The organism is Thioclava sp. GXIMD4216 (assembly GCF_037949285.1).
GTDB classification, from domain to species: Bacteria; Pseudomonadota; Alphaproteobacteria; order Rhodobacterales; family Rhodobacteraceae; genus Thioclava; species Thioclava litoralis.
Map to the genome: position 1 here is coordinate 75,522 of NZ_CP149929.1, position 16,446 is coordinate 91,967.

The 16,446-nt window shown below is 69.6% G+C and carries 13 protein-coding genes and 1 pseudogene; 4 read left to right on the top strand and 10 right to left on the bottom strand.

The annotated features are described in order from the left end of the window. Positions 1–7: 7 nt before the first annotated feature. The 5 genes from WDB88_RS17775 to WDB88_RS17795 all read right to left on the bottom strand — a co-directional run bounded on the left by WDB88_RS17775 (position 8) and on the right by WDB88_RS17795 (position 5,852). Entirely contained in the window at positions 8–1,729 is a 1,722-nt protein-coding gene (locus WDB88_RS17775) for an ABC transporter permease subunit (protein ID WP_339110071.1), read from the bottom strand. Then, entirely contained in the window at positions 1,726–3,168 is a 1,443-nt protein-coding gene (locus tag WDB88_RS17780; RefSeq protein ID WP_339110133.1) for an ABC transporter substrate-binding protein, read from the bottom strand. Before WDB88_RS17780 ends, WDB88_RS17775 begins: the two co-directional genes overlap by 4 nt. Then, positions 3,053–3,988 (bottom strand): ABC transporter ATP-binding protein, encoded by a 936-nt coding sequence (locus WDB88_RS17785; protein WP_330628265.1) that lies wholly within the window; start codon positions 3,986–3,988, stop codon positions 3,053–3,055. The genes WDB88_RS17780 and WDB88_RS17785 overlap by 116 nt, the downstream gene beginning before the upstream one ends. Further along, on the bottom strand, positions 3,985–4,842 hold the full coding sequence (locus WDB88_RS17790; RefSeq protein ID WP_339110072.1) for an ATP-binding cassette domain-containing protein: 858 nt from the start codon (positions 4,840–4,842) through the stop codon (positions 3,985–3,987). The genes WDB88_RS17785 and WDB88_RS17790 overlap by 4 nt, the downstream gene beginning before the upstream one ends. Positions 4,843–4,949: 107 nt before the next feature. Further along, complete coding sequence (locus tag WDB88_RS17795) at positions 4,950–5,852, bottom strand: LysR family transcriptional regulator (protein WP_339110073.1); 903 nt, start codon at positions 5,850–5,852, stop codon at positions 4,950–4,952. 133 nt (positions 5,853–5,985) lie between these two features. On the opposite strand from WDB88_RS17795, the gene WDB88_RS17800 reads away from it, so the two are divergent. Continuing rightward, on the top strand, positions 5,986–7,374 hold the full coding sequence (locus WDB88_RS17800; protein WP_330628268.1) for an FAD-dependent oxidoreductase: 1,389 nt from the start codon (positions 5,986–5,988) through the stop codon (positions 7,372–7,374). Positions 7,375–7,414: 40 nt separating this feature from the next. On the opposite strand, the gene WDB88_RS17805 is transcribed toward WDB88_RS17800, so the two are convergent. Beyond that, on the bottom strand, positions 7,415–8,704 hold the full coding sequence (locus WDB88_RS17805; protein ID WP_339110074.1) for an FAD-dependent oxidoreductase: 1,290 nt from the start codon (positions 8,702–8,704) through the stop codon (positions 7,415–7,417). Between the two features lie 254 nt (positions 8,705–8,958). Here WDB88_RS17805 and WDB88_RS17810 point away from each other — a divergent pair, with 254 nt between their 5' ends. Beyond that, positions 8,959–9,870: a LysR substrate-binding domain-containing protein gene (locus tag WDB88_RS17810; RefSeq protein ID WP_339110075.1), complete on the top strand. Its 912-nt coding sequence runs from the start codon at positions 8,959–8,961 to the stop codon at positions 9,868–9,870. 75 nt (positions 9,871–9,945) lie between these two features. Here WDB88_RS17810 and WDB88_RS17815 read toward each other — a convergent pair whose 3' ends face one another. Both WDB88_RS17815 and WDB88_RS17820 read right to left on the bottom strand, forming a co-directional pair. Next, a complete protein-coding gene (locus WDB88_RS17815; RefSeq protein WP_339110134.1) occupies positions 9,946–11,427 on the bottom strand; it encodes an aldehyde dehydrogenase family protein in 1,482 nt (493 codons plus the stop codon). A gap of 181 nt (positions 11,428–11,608) precedes the next feature. Further along, positions 11,609–13,078, bottom strand: a complete 1,470-nt coding sequence (locus tag WDB88_RS17820) for a VOC family protein (protein ID WP_339110076.1) — start codon at positions 13,076–13,078, stop codon at positions 11,609–11,611. 303 nt (positions 13,079–13,381) lie between these two features. Between WDB88_RS17820 and WDB88_RS17825 the strand changes: the two genes are divergently transcribed. Continuing rightward, entirely contained in the window at positions 13,382–14,281 is a 900-nt protein-coding gene (locus WDB88_RS17825) for a LysR family transcriptional regulator (RefSeq protein WP_339110077.1), read from the top strand. 85 nt (positions 14,282–14,366) lie between these two features. On the opposite strand, the pseudogene WDB88_RS17830 reads toward WDB88_RS17825, so the two are convergent. Beyond that, positions 14,367–14,495, bottom strand: a pseudogene (locus WDB88_RS17830) (hypothetical protein); the annotation flags it as partial. Positions 14,496–14,647: 152 nt separating this feature from the next. Between WDB88_RS17830 and WDB88_RS17835 the strand changes: the two are divergent. Next, a complete protein-coding gene (locus WDB88_RS17835) occupies positions 14,648–15,292 on the top strand; it encodes an NAD(P)H-binding protein (protein ID WP_339110078.1) in 645 nt (214 codons plus the stop codon). Between the two features lie 7 nt (positions 15,293–15,299). Here the strand turns inward: WDB88_RS17835 and WDB88_RS17840 are convergent, their stop codons facing one another. Then, the gene (locus WDB88_RS17840; protein WP_339110079.1) at positions 15,300–16,409 is read right to left on the bottom strand and encodes a nitronate monooxygenase; all 1,110 of its coding nucleotides are present in this window, start codon (positions 16,407–16,409) and stop codon (positions 15,300–15,302) included. Positions 16,410–16,446 lie beyond the last annotated feature (37 nt).

Sequence of the window (16,446 nt, forward strand, 5' to 3'; positions counted from 1 at the left end):
GCCCCGCCTAGCGCCGCAGCAGCGCCGCCAGCGATACCCCCAGCACCGAAAGCAGCGCCAAGGCCGCCACCGGCATCAGCACCGCCAGGGGCGCGCGTTCGACATAGGGCAGCATATCGGCCAGAACGAGACCCCATTCCGGTGCCGGAGGTCTGGCCCCCAGCCCCAGAAAGCCCAGAGCCGCCAGCGCCAGCGCGATCCCCGGCAGGCGCAGCATCGCGTGGCGCGTCACGGGGGCCAGCACCTCGGGCAGGATCGAGCGCGGGATCAGCCGCAGCGGCCCCACCCCCAGCACCGGCGCGATGGCGATATGCGGCTTGGCGCGCGCCTCGGCCACCAGCGCCGCCGTATGCGCCGCAAGCGGGGCCCAGGCAACGGCGCTCACCGCCACCAGCGCGCCCATCGCGCTTGGCCCCATCGCCGCCACGGTGACCAGCGCGGCCATCGTGGGCGGCGTGGCCTTGGTGACCTCGATCAGGCCGATGCTCAGGCGCGGCACCATCCCCATGAGAAGCCCCAGACACAGCGCGATCCCTGTCGCCAGAACCGCCATGCCGATGGTCGAGAACGCCCCATGCGCGATGCGCGCCAGCACGTCGCGGCCCAGCCCGTCCGCCCCCAGCGGCAGCGCGGGGCCAGGGGCCTGCAGCCGCAGATACTGCGCGCTGAACGGATCGCGCGGCAGCCCCCAAAGCACCAGCCCCGCCAGCAGCAGGACCACCAGCAGCGGCACCAGCCACAGGCGCCGGTCGGGAGGCGCGCTTTGCGGCGGGGTGACCGGCAGCGCCCCCAGCGTCAGCGCCCGCCCCAGCAGCGCCACGCGGATCAGGTTGGCCAGAATGCCGATGGCCAGCGCATTGAGCAGCAAAAGCAGCAAACCGGCCTGCAAGGCGGGCAGATCCTGCGCCGAGGCCGCCCCCAGCACCGCCCGCCCCAGCCCCGGAATGGAAAACACCTTTTCGACAGCGATCGCCCCTCCGGTCATCGCCACCATGATCATGCCGATCTGCGGCATCAACGCCGGAAGGCTGCGGCGCAGCACCGCCCGCGCGATCCGCGCGCGGCTGATCCCCGCACAGGCCCAGCTGGCAATCCATGCCTCGTGGAAACTGGCCGCAAGCGCCTGCCCCAGCAACCGCCCCAGCAGACCGCCCCCCGGCAGCCCCAAGGCCAGCGCAGGCAGCACCACATGCGAGCATCCCTGCCAGCCATAGGGCGGAAACCAGCCCAGCCAGACCGAGAACACCACCAGAAACAGCGCCGAGAGCATAAATTCGGGCAGCGCGGTCAGGGTGGCGGCCAGCACGCCCGCGGTCTGTGTCGGGCGCCCGTGAAGGCCCCGCAACAGCACCGGCAGCGCGATCAGCCCCGCACAGCACAGCGCCACGCCGAAGGCCGCCGCCATCAGCGTCCATGACACCGCAAGCGCCCCCAGCATCCCCTGCAGCACGGGCGCGCCCGAGATCCACGACACCCCCCAATCGCCGCGCACCAGCCCCGCCAGCCACTGGCCCAGATGCACCCAGGGCCCGTCGGCCAGACCCAGCTGGGCACGGATCGCGGCCAGCGCCTCGGGGGTGGGGGTCTGCTCGCCCATCCGCGCCCGCAGCAGGCTCGCCGCCGGATCGCGCCCCGAGATCCACGGCAGCATCCCCACCAGCCCCATCACCGCACAAAGCGTCCCCGCACGCGACAGCGCGGGGAGCACCGCCCGCCCCCTGCCGGTCATTCGAGCAGCGTCGTCTGCTCGGTGATCAGCTGGCGCTCGCGCGGGTCGCGGATCGCCCCCGACACCGTGGCCGCCTCGCCCTGAATCACCCGTTCATGCAGCAACGGCACCGCCGCCCCCGTCGCCAGAATGGCGCGCTCTGCCGCGATGATCGCCGCCTGACGCGCCGGCCCCGGATCGGTGGCGGCGGCCCGTTCCAGCGCGGCATCGACACCGGCATCGCAAAGCTGGGCGATATTGAACGAGCCCGCACAGGAGAAATCGCTGACCATATAGGACACAGGGTCACCGGAATCGAGCACGGTCGCCCGCGACAGGATGAACAGGTCGAACCTGCCCGCCAGCATATCGGCCTCGATATGGGCATATTCGCGCACATCCTGCTTGACGACAAACCCCGCCCGCGTCAGCGATTGCGCCACCAGAACGGCCACTTCGGGCAGCTCGGCGCGGTCGGTGAAGGTGCCCAGCATGATCGTCTCGCCCGCCGGTGCACGGGCGGCAGGATAGGCCACCGGCTGGCGCAGCCCCTCGGCCCAGGGCAGGGCCGGACCCAGAAGGCCCTTGGCGATATCGGCGCGCCCCTCATAGACGGTGCGCACAAGCGCGGCAGGGTCCAGCGCCGTGCGCAGCGCCGCACGCAGCGCCGGATCGGCCAGCGGCCCACGGGCGGTATTGACGTAAAGCGTGTTGGTGCGGGGCATCGGGACTTCGTGGATCAGCGCCGGATCGACCAGAGCCGCCTGCGACACCGGCACCGCCTCGACCACATCCGCCGCCCCCGTGCGCAGCGCCGCGCCGCGCGCGGTGCCATCCCCGACATAATCGGCATCAATCCCCGCCAGCCGCGCAGGCGTCCCCCAATAGCCGTCGAACCGGTCCAGATGGGCGCTGCTGACGCCGTTGATTTCGGTCAGCACGAAGGGGCCGGTGCCGGCCCGCGTCGGCACCACCGTGCCATCGGCATGATAGGCGCGCGCGGCCAGAATGGCCAGTTGCGGGCTGGACAGGCGGTTGGGCAGCAGCGGGTCATCCTTGGCGGTGGTAACGATGACCCCCCCGCCCTCGGCCCGCACGCCCAGATCCACCCCGTCCAGAATGCGCGGGCGCGGCACGGCGGCAGTGGCGGCCTGCAACGCGGCGGCCACTCGCTCCGGCGTCAGATCGGTCCCATCGTGGAATGTCACCCCCTGCCGGATGGCAAAGCGCCATGTCCGCGCATCCAGCCGCGTCCAGCCGGTGGCCAGAAGCGGCTGCGGCGTGCCCTCGGCATCCAGCCGCACCAGCGTTTCGGCGGTGGACCAGCGCGACAGTTTGAACGCGTCATCCGACAGGGGGTTCAGCCCCGAGCGCGGCGGTTGCAGATGCGCAATATGGATGCGCCGGTCCCCCGCCTGCGCGTGCGGCGCGAGAAGGGCAAGTGCCAGCCCCGCGATCAGGGCTCTGCTCAGCAGTCTCATTGGAAAATCCTTGGGAAGAGGCCGCAGCTATCATTGGCGGCGCGGCATTGAGAAGACGGCGGGTTTGCGGGTGATGGGGGGCGGCCAGAAGGGCCGCCAGCGGGCGGTCCTCGACCAGGGCGCCCGCCTCCATCACCATGACGCGGCGGCATAGCGTGGCCACCACGGACAGATCATGCGACACCATCACCAGCCCCATGCCCTGCTCGGCACAAAGCCCGCGCAAAAGCGCGGCCACCTGCGCGCGGATGGTCATGTCAAGGCCGCTGACCGGCTCGTCGGCCAGCAGGACCTGCGGCCTGAGCACGATGGCACGGGCAATCGCCACCCGCTGCGCCTGCCCGCCCGACAGCTCGTGCGGGCGGCGCGCCAGATAGCGGTGATCCAGCCCCACGCTTTCCAGCGCCTCGGTGGCGCGGGCCAGGGGCGCGGTCTCGCCGGTCAGCCTGCGCAGCGGCTCCATCACGATCTGCGCCACGCTCATGCGCGGCTCCAGCGAGGCCACCGGATCCTGCGGCACATATTGCACCGCCCGCCGGTACCAGCCAAGCGCGCGCACGGACCCCGCCCGCAGCCGCCGCCCCTGAAAACGGATGCAGCCCTGCGCGCGCGGCTCCAGCGCCAGAAGGCAGCGCAGCAGGCTGGATTTGCCGCTGCCCGACGCCCCGACAAGCCCCACGGTCTCGCCCGCCGCGATGGTGAAGGACAGATCGCGCAGGACCTGCTGCACCGCATGGCCGGCAAACAGACGACGCGCCGGATAGGCCAGCCGCAGGGACTCCACCGTGTAAAGGCTCATGCGAAGAGCCTTTCGCAGGCGATCCCGCACTGTCTGGCCGAGGCGATCAGCGCCTGACTGGCCGGATGGCGGGGATGCGACAGCAGCGCCCGCATCGGCGCGGCCTCGACAATCCGGCCCCCGGCAATCACCCGCGCCTCGTCGCACAGATGGGCCGCCGCATGCAGGTCATGGGTGATAAACAGCAGCGCCGGTCCCTGCGGCCCCTGACAGATCGCGCGCAGAAGCGTCAGGATCTGCGCCTGCGTGACCACATCCAGCGCCGAGGTCGGCTCGTCGGCGATGATCACCCGCGCGCGCGCGGCCAGCGCCATCGCCAGACAGACCCGCTGGCGCTGGCCCCCCGACAGCTCGGGCGGGCAGCGCGACAGCAGCGCCTCCCCGCCCTCCAGCCCGACCCGCGCCAGCAGATCCAGCGCCGCCGCCCTGATCCGGCGGCGACAGGGCCGCGGCCCCTGCGCGCGCGCCTGACGGCGCAGCGGCTGTTCGATCTGGTAGCCGATCGTGGCCAGCGGGTTCAGCGCGGCCAGAGTGTCCTGCATCACCATCGCGGGCCGCGCCTGCAACGGACGGGCCAGAACCGGCGCATGGGTCACCTCCTGCCCCGCCACATGGATGCCCCCCGTCAGGCGCGCGCCCTCCGGCAAAAGCCCCAGCGCCGCCCGCGCGGTCATCGATTTCCCCGAGCCCGACAGCCCCAGAAGCGCGATCCGCTGCCCCGCCCGCATCCGCAGGTCGAGCCCGTTCAGAACGGGCTGATGGCGCAGCGTCAGGTGCAGATCGCTCAGGCACAGCACATCGGGGGGCATCGGATCGGGCGGCGTGAGGGCAAGAGGCGGGGGGGCAAGAGGCATGGGAGGGGGCAGTCCGGCTGTTTTGACCGGATATATTATAACATATCAGCCTTGGTCAATGCCGCTTTCGTGATCAAGGCACCGCAATACCGGCCCCGATCTATTGACTAGGCTGAATGGGCTTCATGCGCGCCAAGGATCTGCCCGCGCAGATAGCTGACCGCGCGCGACAGCCGCCCCGTGCGGGTGGCCAGCTCGATCCCCGCCGTGTAATCATCGTCATGCACCGGCAGCGCCCGCAGCCGCCCCGCCGCCACCATCGGGGCTGCGGCATGGTCGGGCAACAGCCCCAGATAGGCCCCCGACAGCACCAGCAGAAGCTGGGCCTCGATCTCGTAGACGATGCGGTCCGCCTCGATGCGCTGGAAGCTCTGCTGCCGCCGCCCGCTCCAGTAGCCGCGATGCACCCAAGGCGCGGCATAGGCCAGATCGCGGGTGATCTCGGTATCGGGGCGCGCGAAAAGCGGATGCGCCGCCCCGCAGTAAAGCCGGTGCGCCTCGCGGTAGAGCGGATGGTAATGCAGCGCCCCCAAACGGTTGTCAAAGCTGCCGATTCCGATGTCCAGCTCGTTGGATGACAGCGCGGCGCTGATCGCGCCCGGCCGCAGGATCTGGAGCGCGATCTCGATCATCGGCGCCTCACGGGCCACCTGCGCCAAAGCCTCGGGCAGGCGGCAATTCACGTCGCTTGCGACACAATCGACAATCGCGAGGCGCACGCTGCCGGCCAAGCTGCCGCGCAACTGGCTGAGCCGGTGGGACTGCTGGTCCAGCCCGCCCAGCACCTCAAGCGCGATCTGGTGCACGATGCGCCCCTTTTCGGTCAGCGCAAAGCCCCGCCGCCCCCTTTCGCACAGCACCACCCCCAGACGCTGCTCCAGCGCGGTCAGGTGGTTGGAGATCGTGGGCTGGCTCAGCGACAGCTCCATCTGCGCGGCAGACAGCCCGTTATGGCGCACGACAGAGTCGAACACGCGGAAGAGATGCAGATCGGAACCGGATATTTTCATAGATACATTTGTTGCGGCAAATGTATCTATTGGCAAGTCGCGATGGGAGAACAGCCCGCGCTTTGTCACATAAAGCCCACGCCCTGCCGCGCCCGCCAATCGACACCCCGCCCCTGACCGACACGAGGACCCCATGCCCTGCCCCGCCGCTCTGGCCGATACCCGCTTCCACCCGTTCTGGCTTGACCGCCCCGATATGCCCGAGGCCCTGCCGCCCCTCAGCGGCGTCAGACGCGCCGATCTCGTGGTGGTGGGCGGCGGGTTCACGGGGCTCTGGGCGGCCATTCAGGCCCGCGAGACCGACCCCGACTGCCATGTCATCCTGATCGAGGCCTGCCGGATCGCCAGCGGCGCGTCGGGCCGGCCGGGGGGGATCGTGTCGACCTCGGTCATGCATGGTCTGGGCAATGCCGCACGGATCTTTCCCGCCGACATATCGCGGCTGGAAACGCTGGGGCAGGACAATATCGCGGGCTTTTCGGCAACCCTTGCCCGCCATGCCATCGAGGCCGATCTGGAATGGACCGGCGAGATGACCGTGGCCGTCAGCCCCGAGGGGCTGCCGCTCTTGCGCCACGAATACGACCTGCATCGCAGATATGGCCATCAGGTCAGCCTGCTGGACGGGCCGCAGACCCGCGCGCAGATCCACTCGCCGCTTTTTCAGGGCGCGCTCTGGTCGCATCGCGACAGCGGCACGGTGCATCCGGCGCGGCTGGCATGGGGGCTGTTGCGCGCGGCGCGGGAACTGGGCGTGGAGATCTACGAGACCACGCCGATGACCGCGCTGGAAGAGCGGGGGTCGCAGCTGGAGATCCGGCTGCCGCAGGGCCTGATCCGCGCGCCAAAGGTGCTGCTGGCCACCAATGCCTTTGCGGCGGGACATCCGCGCATCCGTCGGCGGGTGGCCATGCTGCGCGACCGCATCGTGACGACAGAGCCGCTGAGCGCCGCGCAGAAAGACGCGCTTGGCTGGGCCGGACGGCAGGGGATCTATGACACCCGCACGCAGCTCAATTACATGCGCCTCACCCCCGATGACCGCCTTCTGTTCGGCGGGCGGCTGGGCTATTACCATAACAGCCCGCGCGACCCGCAGCCCGACCGGACCGCGACCCCCTATGTGCCGCTGGCCGCCGCCTTCTTTGCCACATTTCCACAGCTTGAGGGGATCCGCTTTTCCCATGCATGGAGCGGCCCCATCGCGCTGACCACCCGTATGGCGGTGCATTTCCAAAGCTATTTCGGCGGCAAGGCGCTTTATGCGGGGGGCTATTCGGGCTTTGGCATCACCGCCAGCCGCTTCGGGGCGCGGGTCGGTCTGGCGCGGCTTCGGGGGCAGGACCTGCCCGAGACACGGATGGATTTCGCCGCCACGGAACCGCGCTGGATCCCGCCCGAGCCGCTGCGGACGCTGGGGGCGGCGCTGACCATGCGCGCGCTCGACGGGGCCGATAGCAAGGGCGGCTGGCGCAGACCGTGGCTGAAGCTCTGCGGGCGGATGGGCTTTCCGCTGTCGTGAGGGTCGCGCACAACTAGGCCGCACACGCCGCGGGCGATCGCTACGCGCGGGGCCTGCCGACCGGCGCGGGGGTCAGGGCGTGGACCAGCGTGGCTCCGGCCTCGTAATAGGCCCCGAGCGTCTTGCAGAACGGCTCGGTATAGCAGGCCCGCGACGGCAGGGGCAGCGCATCGGGGCGCTGCTCCAGCAGGGCTTCGGCACAGGCCGCACCAAACACCGTTCCGGGCACGATACCGCGCCCCGAATAGCCGAAAACCGCATAGCCCTGCGGCCCGCATTCGACGATTTTCGGGATATGGTCGCGCGTCATGGCAATATCGCCCTGCCACTGATGGACGAAGGGCAGATCGGCCAGCGCCGGATAGAGGTGGCGCAGCTTGCGCCTTGCCCAACTGGCATGGATCCGCGCCCCCGCGCCCGAGGCATCGCACATCCCCCCGAGGATCAGCCGACCGGCCTGATCCATCCGGATCGAGGTCATCACCAGCGCGGTATCCCAGCAGCCCTCGCCCCCCGCCAACACCCGAGCGCGCAGCTCCGGTGGCAGCGGCTGCGTGGCGAACTGGCTGTAGCGGACCTTGACATAGCGCGGCGCGGGCAGGCCCGAAAGCCCGTGATGATAGGCATTAGTCGCCACCAGCAGCGCCTTGGCCGTGACCCGATGGCCATTGGCCACAACCTGCCAGCCCCCCGCATCGCGGCTCACCGATGTGACGGCGCTATGCGCATGGATCCGCGCGCCCGCCGCCTGTGCCGCCCGCGCCAGCCCCGTGCAATAGGCCCGCGGTTGCACCGTGCCCGCGCGCGGGTCCAGCAGCGCGCCGTGAAAGCCCGCGCTGCCGGTGCGGGCACGGGTCTCCTGCGCCCCCAGCAATTCCAGCGGCGCGCCGATCGCCCTGCCCTGCCGCAGGCGGCTTTGCAGATCGCGCAGCCCTGCGGGCGCATGGGCCAGATGCAGCGTGCCGTTGCGGGTGGCCTCGCAGTCGATCCCATGCGTCTCGATCCGCTCGAACACCGCGGCGGGGCCCGCGCCCAGAACCTGTAGCAGCCGCCCGCCCGCCTCGGCCCCCAGCGCCTTCACCACCGCGTCGGGCGGCAGCCAGAGACCGGCATTCACAAGCCCCACATTGCGCCCCGACCCGCCATGCGCAAGGGTCTTCGCCTCGAGCACCACCACCGAGGCCCCGCGCCCCGCCGCCTCCAGCGCCGCCGAACAGCCGGTAAAGCCCGCCCCGATCACCACCAGATCGGCCCGAAGATCCTGCACCAGCGGCGGGCAGGTGACCCTTTCGCGGCAGGAGGTCGTCCACAGGTTCGTCTCGGCACGCATCTGATGCTCTCCTTTTGCTTTTGCGGCGCTTGGGCCGGTTGCGCTGGCAGGGGCAGACAACCGACGGGCGCAGACTTCCGACGGGCGCAGAGTTTCATAAATCTCCACACAGGGGGCCCTGCCCCGATCCGGCAAAGCCCTGACGATCCGCGGTAGAACCCCCCTGCCTGTAAGGCTATAGTCCCTGAAGAATACGCCGCATTTTCGCGCCACGAAAAGCGAGTTAAACTCACCATGATTGGAGTTTTTCGTCTATGTCGACCCAAAGACGCTTCCTGCCCTCGATCAGTTGCCTGCGCGCGCTGGAAGCCGTGGACCGGCTTGGCTCGGCGGTGGCCGCCGCCGAGGATCTGGCGCTGACGCCCTCGGCGGTGAGCCGCCAGTTGAAAGTGCTGGAAGAGCAGATGGGCGTCACGCTGCTGGTGCGCGATGGCAAGGGGCTGAAACTGACCGCCTCCGGCGAACGCTATGCGCATTCGATCCGTGCCACGCTCGATGATCTGGCGCAATCGAGCCTGCGCCTGAAGGCGGGCGGCGAAAGCAACAGCCTCAATATCGCCCTGCCCACCACCTTCGGCCTGCACTGGATGTGGCCGCGCATCGCACGGTTCCTGCGCCACCATCCGCAGATCCTGATCAACCAGAGCACACGGCTGGCGCGGGTCGATTTCGCGCGCGAGAAATTCGATATGGCGGTGTATTTCGGCATTCAGGACTGGCCGGGGGTGGCGTATCTGCCGCTGGCCTATGACCGGCTCGTGCCGGTGGCCGCTCCGGCCCTTGCACCGGCAGACCCCACCGAGGTCGCGGCGCTGCTGAACGTGCCGCTGCTGCATCTGGAAAGCCGCCCCGGCGCGTGGGAGACATGGTTCGAGCGTCAGGCCGTCAGCCCCGGCCATTTGCACGGCATGCTGTTCGACCAGTTCCTCAGCCTGCAGGCCGCCGCCGTGGCGGGCTTCGGCGCGGCCCTTCTGCCCGAGTTTCTGGCCCGCCCCGAGATCGCCAGCGGCAGGCTGGTGCAGCTTGGCCCCGCACAGCCGGATCCGCCAAACGATCAGGAGGGCGATGCGATGTATTATCTGGTCTGGCCGCGCGACCATGACCCCGACCCCGCACTGGCGCGGTTTCTGGACTGGTTCCGGCAGGAATCGGAGGTGCTCGACTGAGCGCCCGAACGCGCTCTGCCGGACCTGATGGCCCGGCAGCCCCCCCACGATCGGAAGGCCGCAGCGCCCGAAGGCCTAGCCGATATCGAAGACAACCCCCTGCGCCAGCGGCAGGTCTTTCGAGTAGTTGATGGTATTGGTGGCGCGGCGCATATAGGCCCGCCACGCATCCGAACCGGATTCGCGCCCGCCGCCGGTTTCCTTCTCGCCCCCGAAGGCGCCGCCGATCTCGGCCCCCGATGTGCCGATATTGACATTGGCGATGCCGCAATCCGAGCCACGCGCCGACAGGAAGGTCTCCATCTCGCGCAGATCGGTGGTGAAAATCGCCGAGGACAGCCCGCCCCCCACATCATTATGCGCCTCCAGCACCGCGTCGAAATCGCTGTATTTCATCACATAGAGGATCGGGGCGAAGGTCTCGCGTTTGACGGGGCCTGCCTGCGCGGGCATCTCGACCAGCGCGGGCTTGACGTAATAGGCGGTGTCGGGGCCGACGCTCTCGCGGGTGCCGCCATGCACCACACCGCCCAGATCGCGGGCTTCGGCCAAAGCGCCAAGCATGCTGTCATAGGCGCGCTGGTCGATCAGCGGCCCGACAAGGGCGGTGCTTTCCAGCGGGTTGCCGACGCTGACCGAGGCATAGGCCTTTTTCAGCGCGGGCACGAGCTGGTCATAGATGCTTTCATGCACGAACAGCCGGCGCAGGGTGGTGCAGCGCTGGCCCGCCGTGCCCATCGCGCCGAAGGCGATGGCGCGCAGGGCCATATCCAGATCCGCCGAAGGGCAGACGATGCCCGCATTATTGCCGCCAAGCTCAAGGATGCACTTGCCAAAGCGCGCCGCCACTTTCGGGCCGACGGTCCGGCCCATGCGGGTCGATCCGGTGGCCGAGATCAGGGCGACCTTCTCGTGCTCCACCAGCACCTCCCCCAGCTCCGGCCCGCCAATCAGCACCTGGGACAGCCCCTCGGGGGCCTGCGCGCCAAACCGCGCCAGAGCCCGCTCGAACACCGCCTGACAGGCCAGCGCCGTCAGCGGCGTCTTTTCCGAGGGCTTCCAGATGACCGGATCGCCGCAGACCAGCGCAAGCGCGGTGTTCCAGCACCACGGCGCACAGGGGAAGTTGAAGGCGGTGATCACCCCCACCACCCCCAGCGGATGCCATGTTTCCATCATCCGGTGACCGGCGCGCTCGGTGGCGATGGTCAGCCCGTAAAGCTGGCGCGACAGGCCGACGGCGAAATCGCAGATATCGATCATCTCCTGCACTTCGCCCAACCCCTCCGAGGGCGATTTCCCCGCCTCGATCGAGACCATCCGGCCCAGATCCTCCTTGGCCTTGCGCAGCTCCTCGCCATAGAGCCGCACCAGCTCGCCACGGCGCGGACCGGGCACCAGACGCCATTGGCGGAAGGCCGCCTGTGCCTTGCCCACCATCGCCTGCGCCTCGGCCACGCTATGGGGTTTCAGCGAGGCCACGGCCGTGCCCGTCACCGGCGACAGCACGGTCATGTCTCCGGCATCGAGGCCGCTGGTCACGCCACAGGCGGCCATCGTGTCACGGGTGACGGTAGAGAGGGGTTTGCTCAGCATGATCGGTCCTTTCATGATCGGGAGCGGCCCGCGCAGCGCCCTGTGGGGCGGTATTTTCGGGGCCGTATTGTGGGGCCCATGTTGTGGGGGCCATGTTGTGGGAGAGGCAGAGCCGCGGGTGGCCCGCATCCTGCCAGCGGGGTCAGTCCGGCCCTGCGTCCCGCGCAGGCGGGCGGGCGGCGGGCGGATGGGGACTTTGCGCCAATGCGGCCCGTGCGCGCGCCAGAGAGGCGGCCTCGGCCTCGGCATAAAGCTGGTGCAGGTCGATGACCGGCGCGCCCAGATCGGCCTCGAAACGGGCGCGGTTGGGATTGGCCTCGAAAGTCTGCGCCGCGCTATCGCCCAGATTGGACTGGAAGATCCCCGCCGCCGAGACCGGCAGGAAATCCTCGTAGGTGATCGGATCGGCGCGCAGCACCCCCGCCGCCACCAGCTCGGCAGCCGGTCGCGTGAGGTCGGTCTGGGCCGCAAGGCCGGTGGGCGTATAGCGGAAATAGCCCAGCCCCTGCAGCCGCAGACTGTCCAGATCGTCGGGGAAAGCGGCGAAAACCTCACTGAGCGTGGCAAGATACTGCGCCGCATTCGAGCCATCGGCCTTGGGGGTGACGCGGGCGCGGGTCTCGGCCAGCAGCCGGTCATACAGCGCCTGCCCCTTGCTGGTCAGCGCCAGACCCCGCTGCTCGATCTCGCCGAAACGGGCGGTATGGCGGCCCCGGCTCATGCCCTCCGGCGCCTGCCCTTCCGGCGTCGTCCCTTCCGGCGCCACGCCCTCCGGCGCCAGAAACGCCACCGGCTCCTCCAGCGCCTTGAACGAGGTCTGGCGCAGCAGGATCGGCACGCGGCGCGCGGGCGGGCCCTCGATCACCGCCTTGGGGGTGATGCCTTCGTCCGGCATCCGCGCCTGCACCGCATCGATATCCAGCGTGCGCGGCGTCAGGTGGTTGATATGCGGCCCCCTGAACGCCACCACATCGGCCACCAGCCGGTGCGCCTCATGCAGGCGGTGATAGAGACCGGCGGTGACATTGGCCTCTTCGTGCCAGCGGAAGGTCTCCAGCGCCTCGGTGACAAACTGCCGCGCCTCGGCCGCCGTCAGCCCGCCCTCGGCCTCGGCCCGCGCGATCAGGGCCAGACAGTCGGGCGTGAAAATCCGGCGCTGCGCCAGAATATCGGCCGCCGCCTCGCGCAGCGCCACATCCGCGATCAGCTCCAGCCGCAGCAGCGAGGTGAACACGCGGAACGGATTATGCGCCAGCGCCGCCGGATCGACAGGGCGGAAGGCCGTGGAATGGACCGGCACCCCCGCCACCGACAGGTCGTAATAGCCCACCGGCACCATGCCCATCACCGCAAACAGGCGGCGCATCGTGGCCAGCTCGGCGGCGGTGCCCAGACGGATCGCGCCATGACGCTCCTCGGTGATGCGCGCCAGCTCGCCGGTGGTGGCAAGGCGGGCGGCAAGGGCGGCATCCCCCGCCAGCGCCTGCGCATTCACCGCCTCGACCAGCGTGACCAGCGTGCCATAGGCGGGCACCTCGGCGCGATACATCGCCGACATGGCGCGGGCGAACCGCGCGCGGATCTCGTCGGGGGGGGTATGGGTCCGGGTCATCGCCTTGCTCCGCTTTCGGTTCGGGTCTTGCCGTGGTGGTTTTGCCGCGGTGGTCTTGCCGCGTTGGGCCCCACCCTAGCCGCCTTTCTCGCGCGCGCCCAACAAGGGTTCGGACTACCCCCATTCCGGAACCGCATGGCAAAGCCGCAGGCCCGTATAGCCCTCCGCGCCCCCTCCCCCAAACAACCGGCCCCAAACAACCGGCCCCAAACAGCCTCCCCCAAACAACCGGCCAATACCACAGGACAGCGGCGGCAGAATCTGCTAGGCCGGACCGCGCAACCACAAGGAAGACCGGCCCCTATGCTCGCGCGTCGCAACCTGCCCGATATGAAGATGCTGCAAACCTTCGAAAGTGCGGCACGGCATGGCAATTTCACCCGCGCCGCCGAGGAACTGTCGCTGACCCAAAGCGCGGTCAGCCGCCAGATCCGCGAGCTGGAGACGCAGATCGGCTTCGACCTGTTCGAGCGCATGCCCGGCAAGGTGGCCGCCACCCCCGAGGGCCAGCGCTTCCTGCACGCGGTCGAGCGGCTGCTGAAAATGGCCGAAAGCACGATGCGCCATGCGCAGTCGATCCCGCCGGGCCGCCGCATGCTGGCCATCAACGCCCTACCCACCTTTGCCGAGCGCTGGTTGCTGCCACGGCTTGGCACCTATCTTGCCGCCCATCCCGACACCACCGTCGATGTCACCACGCGGCGCGATATTTTCGATTTCGCCGCCACCCAATGCGATCTGGCGATCCATTACGGCCAGCCGCTCTGGCCCGGGGCGGTCTGCACCTATCTGTGCAGCGAGATCGTGCTGCCGGTGGCGGGGGGCGCGCTGCGCCAGAACCGCCCCGTTTGCGTGGCCGATCTGGTCGCAGCCCCCAAGCTGCATCTGAACGACCGCCCGACGCTCTGGGCGGACTGGTTCGCCACCGCCGGCCTGACCCCGCCCACGGTCAGGGAGGGGCATTGGTTCGACCAGTTCTCGCTGACCATCGAGGCCGCCAAAGCCGGTCTGGGCTATGCGCTTTTGCCGCGCTATCTGGTAGAGGCCGAGCTGGCGACAGGCGCGTTGCAGGTGGTGCTGGATCTGCCGCATTCGACCGAACAGGCCTATTACATCGTCACACCGGAAGGGCGCGGCGCGGCGGTCGAGGCGTTCCGGTCGTGGTTGCTGACGCAGGTCAGCTTCCGCCCGCTCGCCCGCTAGACCCGCGCCCGCAGACCTTCGCGCCGCCACACCCTCGCACCGCCAGACCTTCGCACCGTAGGGCAAGACGCGGGCGGCCCTGCGCCTAGTGTGCCGCGAACGGGTTCGTCCTGTTGGCCGGACCGCCCGCTTTCAGCGCCTGTTCTCCGCCTGCCATCTCTTTGGACCTATCCCCCAGATCCGAGCTGGCCTCATGCGGGTGGCGCACCACCGCCCCCCGTTGCGGATGTCCTGCCGCGGCACGCCGTAAACGCGGGGTGCAATTTATCTTGACGTCAAGCTTCTGGCGATTTATCTCGACGTCAAGATGAATCGCCGGACGGGCAGGCGCCCCCGTCCCGCCAACCTTCCCCAAAGGAGATCCCTATGAAACTACTCGTGCTTGGTGCCAGCGGAATGGTCGGGCAATGCTATCTGAACGAGGCGCTTGCGCGCGGGCATCAGGTGACCGCCTGCGCCCGCAATCCGGCGGCGCTGGCCCCTTTGCCGCCGCAGGTCGCAGCCGCAGCCCTTGATGTGCTGGCCGCGCCAGAGCCTCTGGCCGCGCTGGTGGCCGCGCATGATGCGACCCTCTCCGCCCTGCGCCCCGCCGAAGGCTCGGAAGCGGCGCTGGTGCCGATGACACGCACCGTTCTGCAGGCCGCGCAGGCGGCGGACCGGCGCGCCTATATCACCGGCGGGGCGGCGTCGCTTCTGCTGGCCGATGACAGCGGGCATACCGTGCTGAGCGCCCCGGATTTCCTGCCCGAGGCGGTGCGCCCGATCGCCACGGCCTGCGCGGCGCAGGACAGGCTGCTGGACACATATCCGCAGGCCGACTGGATCTGCCTGCGTCCGGCAGCCCTGCTGCTGGAGGCGGCGCGGACGGGCCGCTATGCCTTGGGCCGCGACCGGCTTGTGACCGGAAGCGACGGGCGGTCCGCGATTTCCTATGCGGATTTCGCCGTGGCGATGCTGGATCTGGTCGAACTGGCCCCCCGCCCGCGCCAGAAACTGACGGTCGGCTGGTAAGCCGTCCTCAGGCGGGGGCCGCGCGCAATTCCTGCAACAGTCTGGCCACAAGGGTGGCGGCGGGCAGCGCACGGGCAAGGGGCGCGCCCTGCCCCGCCCAATAGGCCCCGAACCCCGAGACCCCGCGGGCGCTGGCCGCAGCATGCAGGGCCTTGCCCGCATCATAGGCCAGCGGATAGGCCGCAGGCCGCTGCCCCGCCAAGGGCCGCGCCAGATCTGAAAAGCGGTTGGCCAGCACCCGCGCCGGTCGCCCCGAAATCAGGTCCGTCAGCACGGTATGGGCGGTTCCGGTCTCGCAGGCGGGGGGCTCGCAGACGGCCCCCCCTTCTCTGACGGCCTCAAGCGCCGCCCGATAGGCGGGGTCCGCCGCCGATTCCGGACAGCCGATAAAGGCCGTGCCAAGCTGTGCGGCCACCGCGCCAAGGCGCAGCGCCGCCCCGATCCCCGCCCCGTCCATAATGCCGCCTGCCGCAATCACCGGCACATCGCAATGGCGCACGCACAGGCGGGTCAGCGCCAATGTGCCAAGCCCCTCATCCGCGCGCTCGGGGGCGAACACCCCGCGATGCCCGCCCGCCTCGATCCCCTGCGCGACAATCATATCGATGCCCGCCGCCGCGATCTGTCGGGCCTCGGCAAGACTGGTCGCGCTGGCCAGCAGCACGATCCCCGCCGCCCTCAGCGCCGCGATCACGGGGGCGGGCGGCAGGCCGAAATGCAGGCTGACCACCGCAGGCTTTTCCTCCAGCACCATCGCCAGCATCTGCGGATCCTCGGCAAAGCTGCGATACAGCCTGCGCAGGCGGACCGGCGGGGCCGCCCCGAATTGCGCGAAATAGGGGCGCAGCGCGTCACACCATGCGGCCTCGCGCGCCGGATCGGGCACAGGCGGGCGATGGGCGAAGAAATTGACGTTGAACGGCGCCTGCGTGCGCGCCCGCAGCGCATGGATCATCGCCCGCGCCTCCTGCACATCGCAAGCCCCCAGCCCGAGCGCGCCAAGCCCGCCCGCATTCGACACCGCCGCCGCCAGCGCGGGCGTGGACACCCCCGCCATCGGCGCCTGCAGCACAGGATGGGAAATCCCCAGCCGCGCCAGAGCCTCGGTCCGTTCCATTCGCGCCTCCCTCCCGCGCGCCCGTCCCGAAACACCG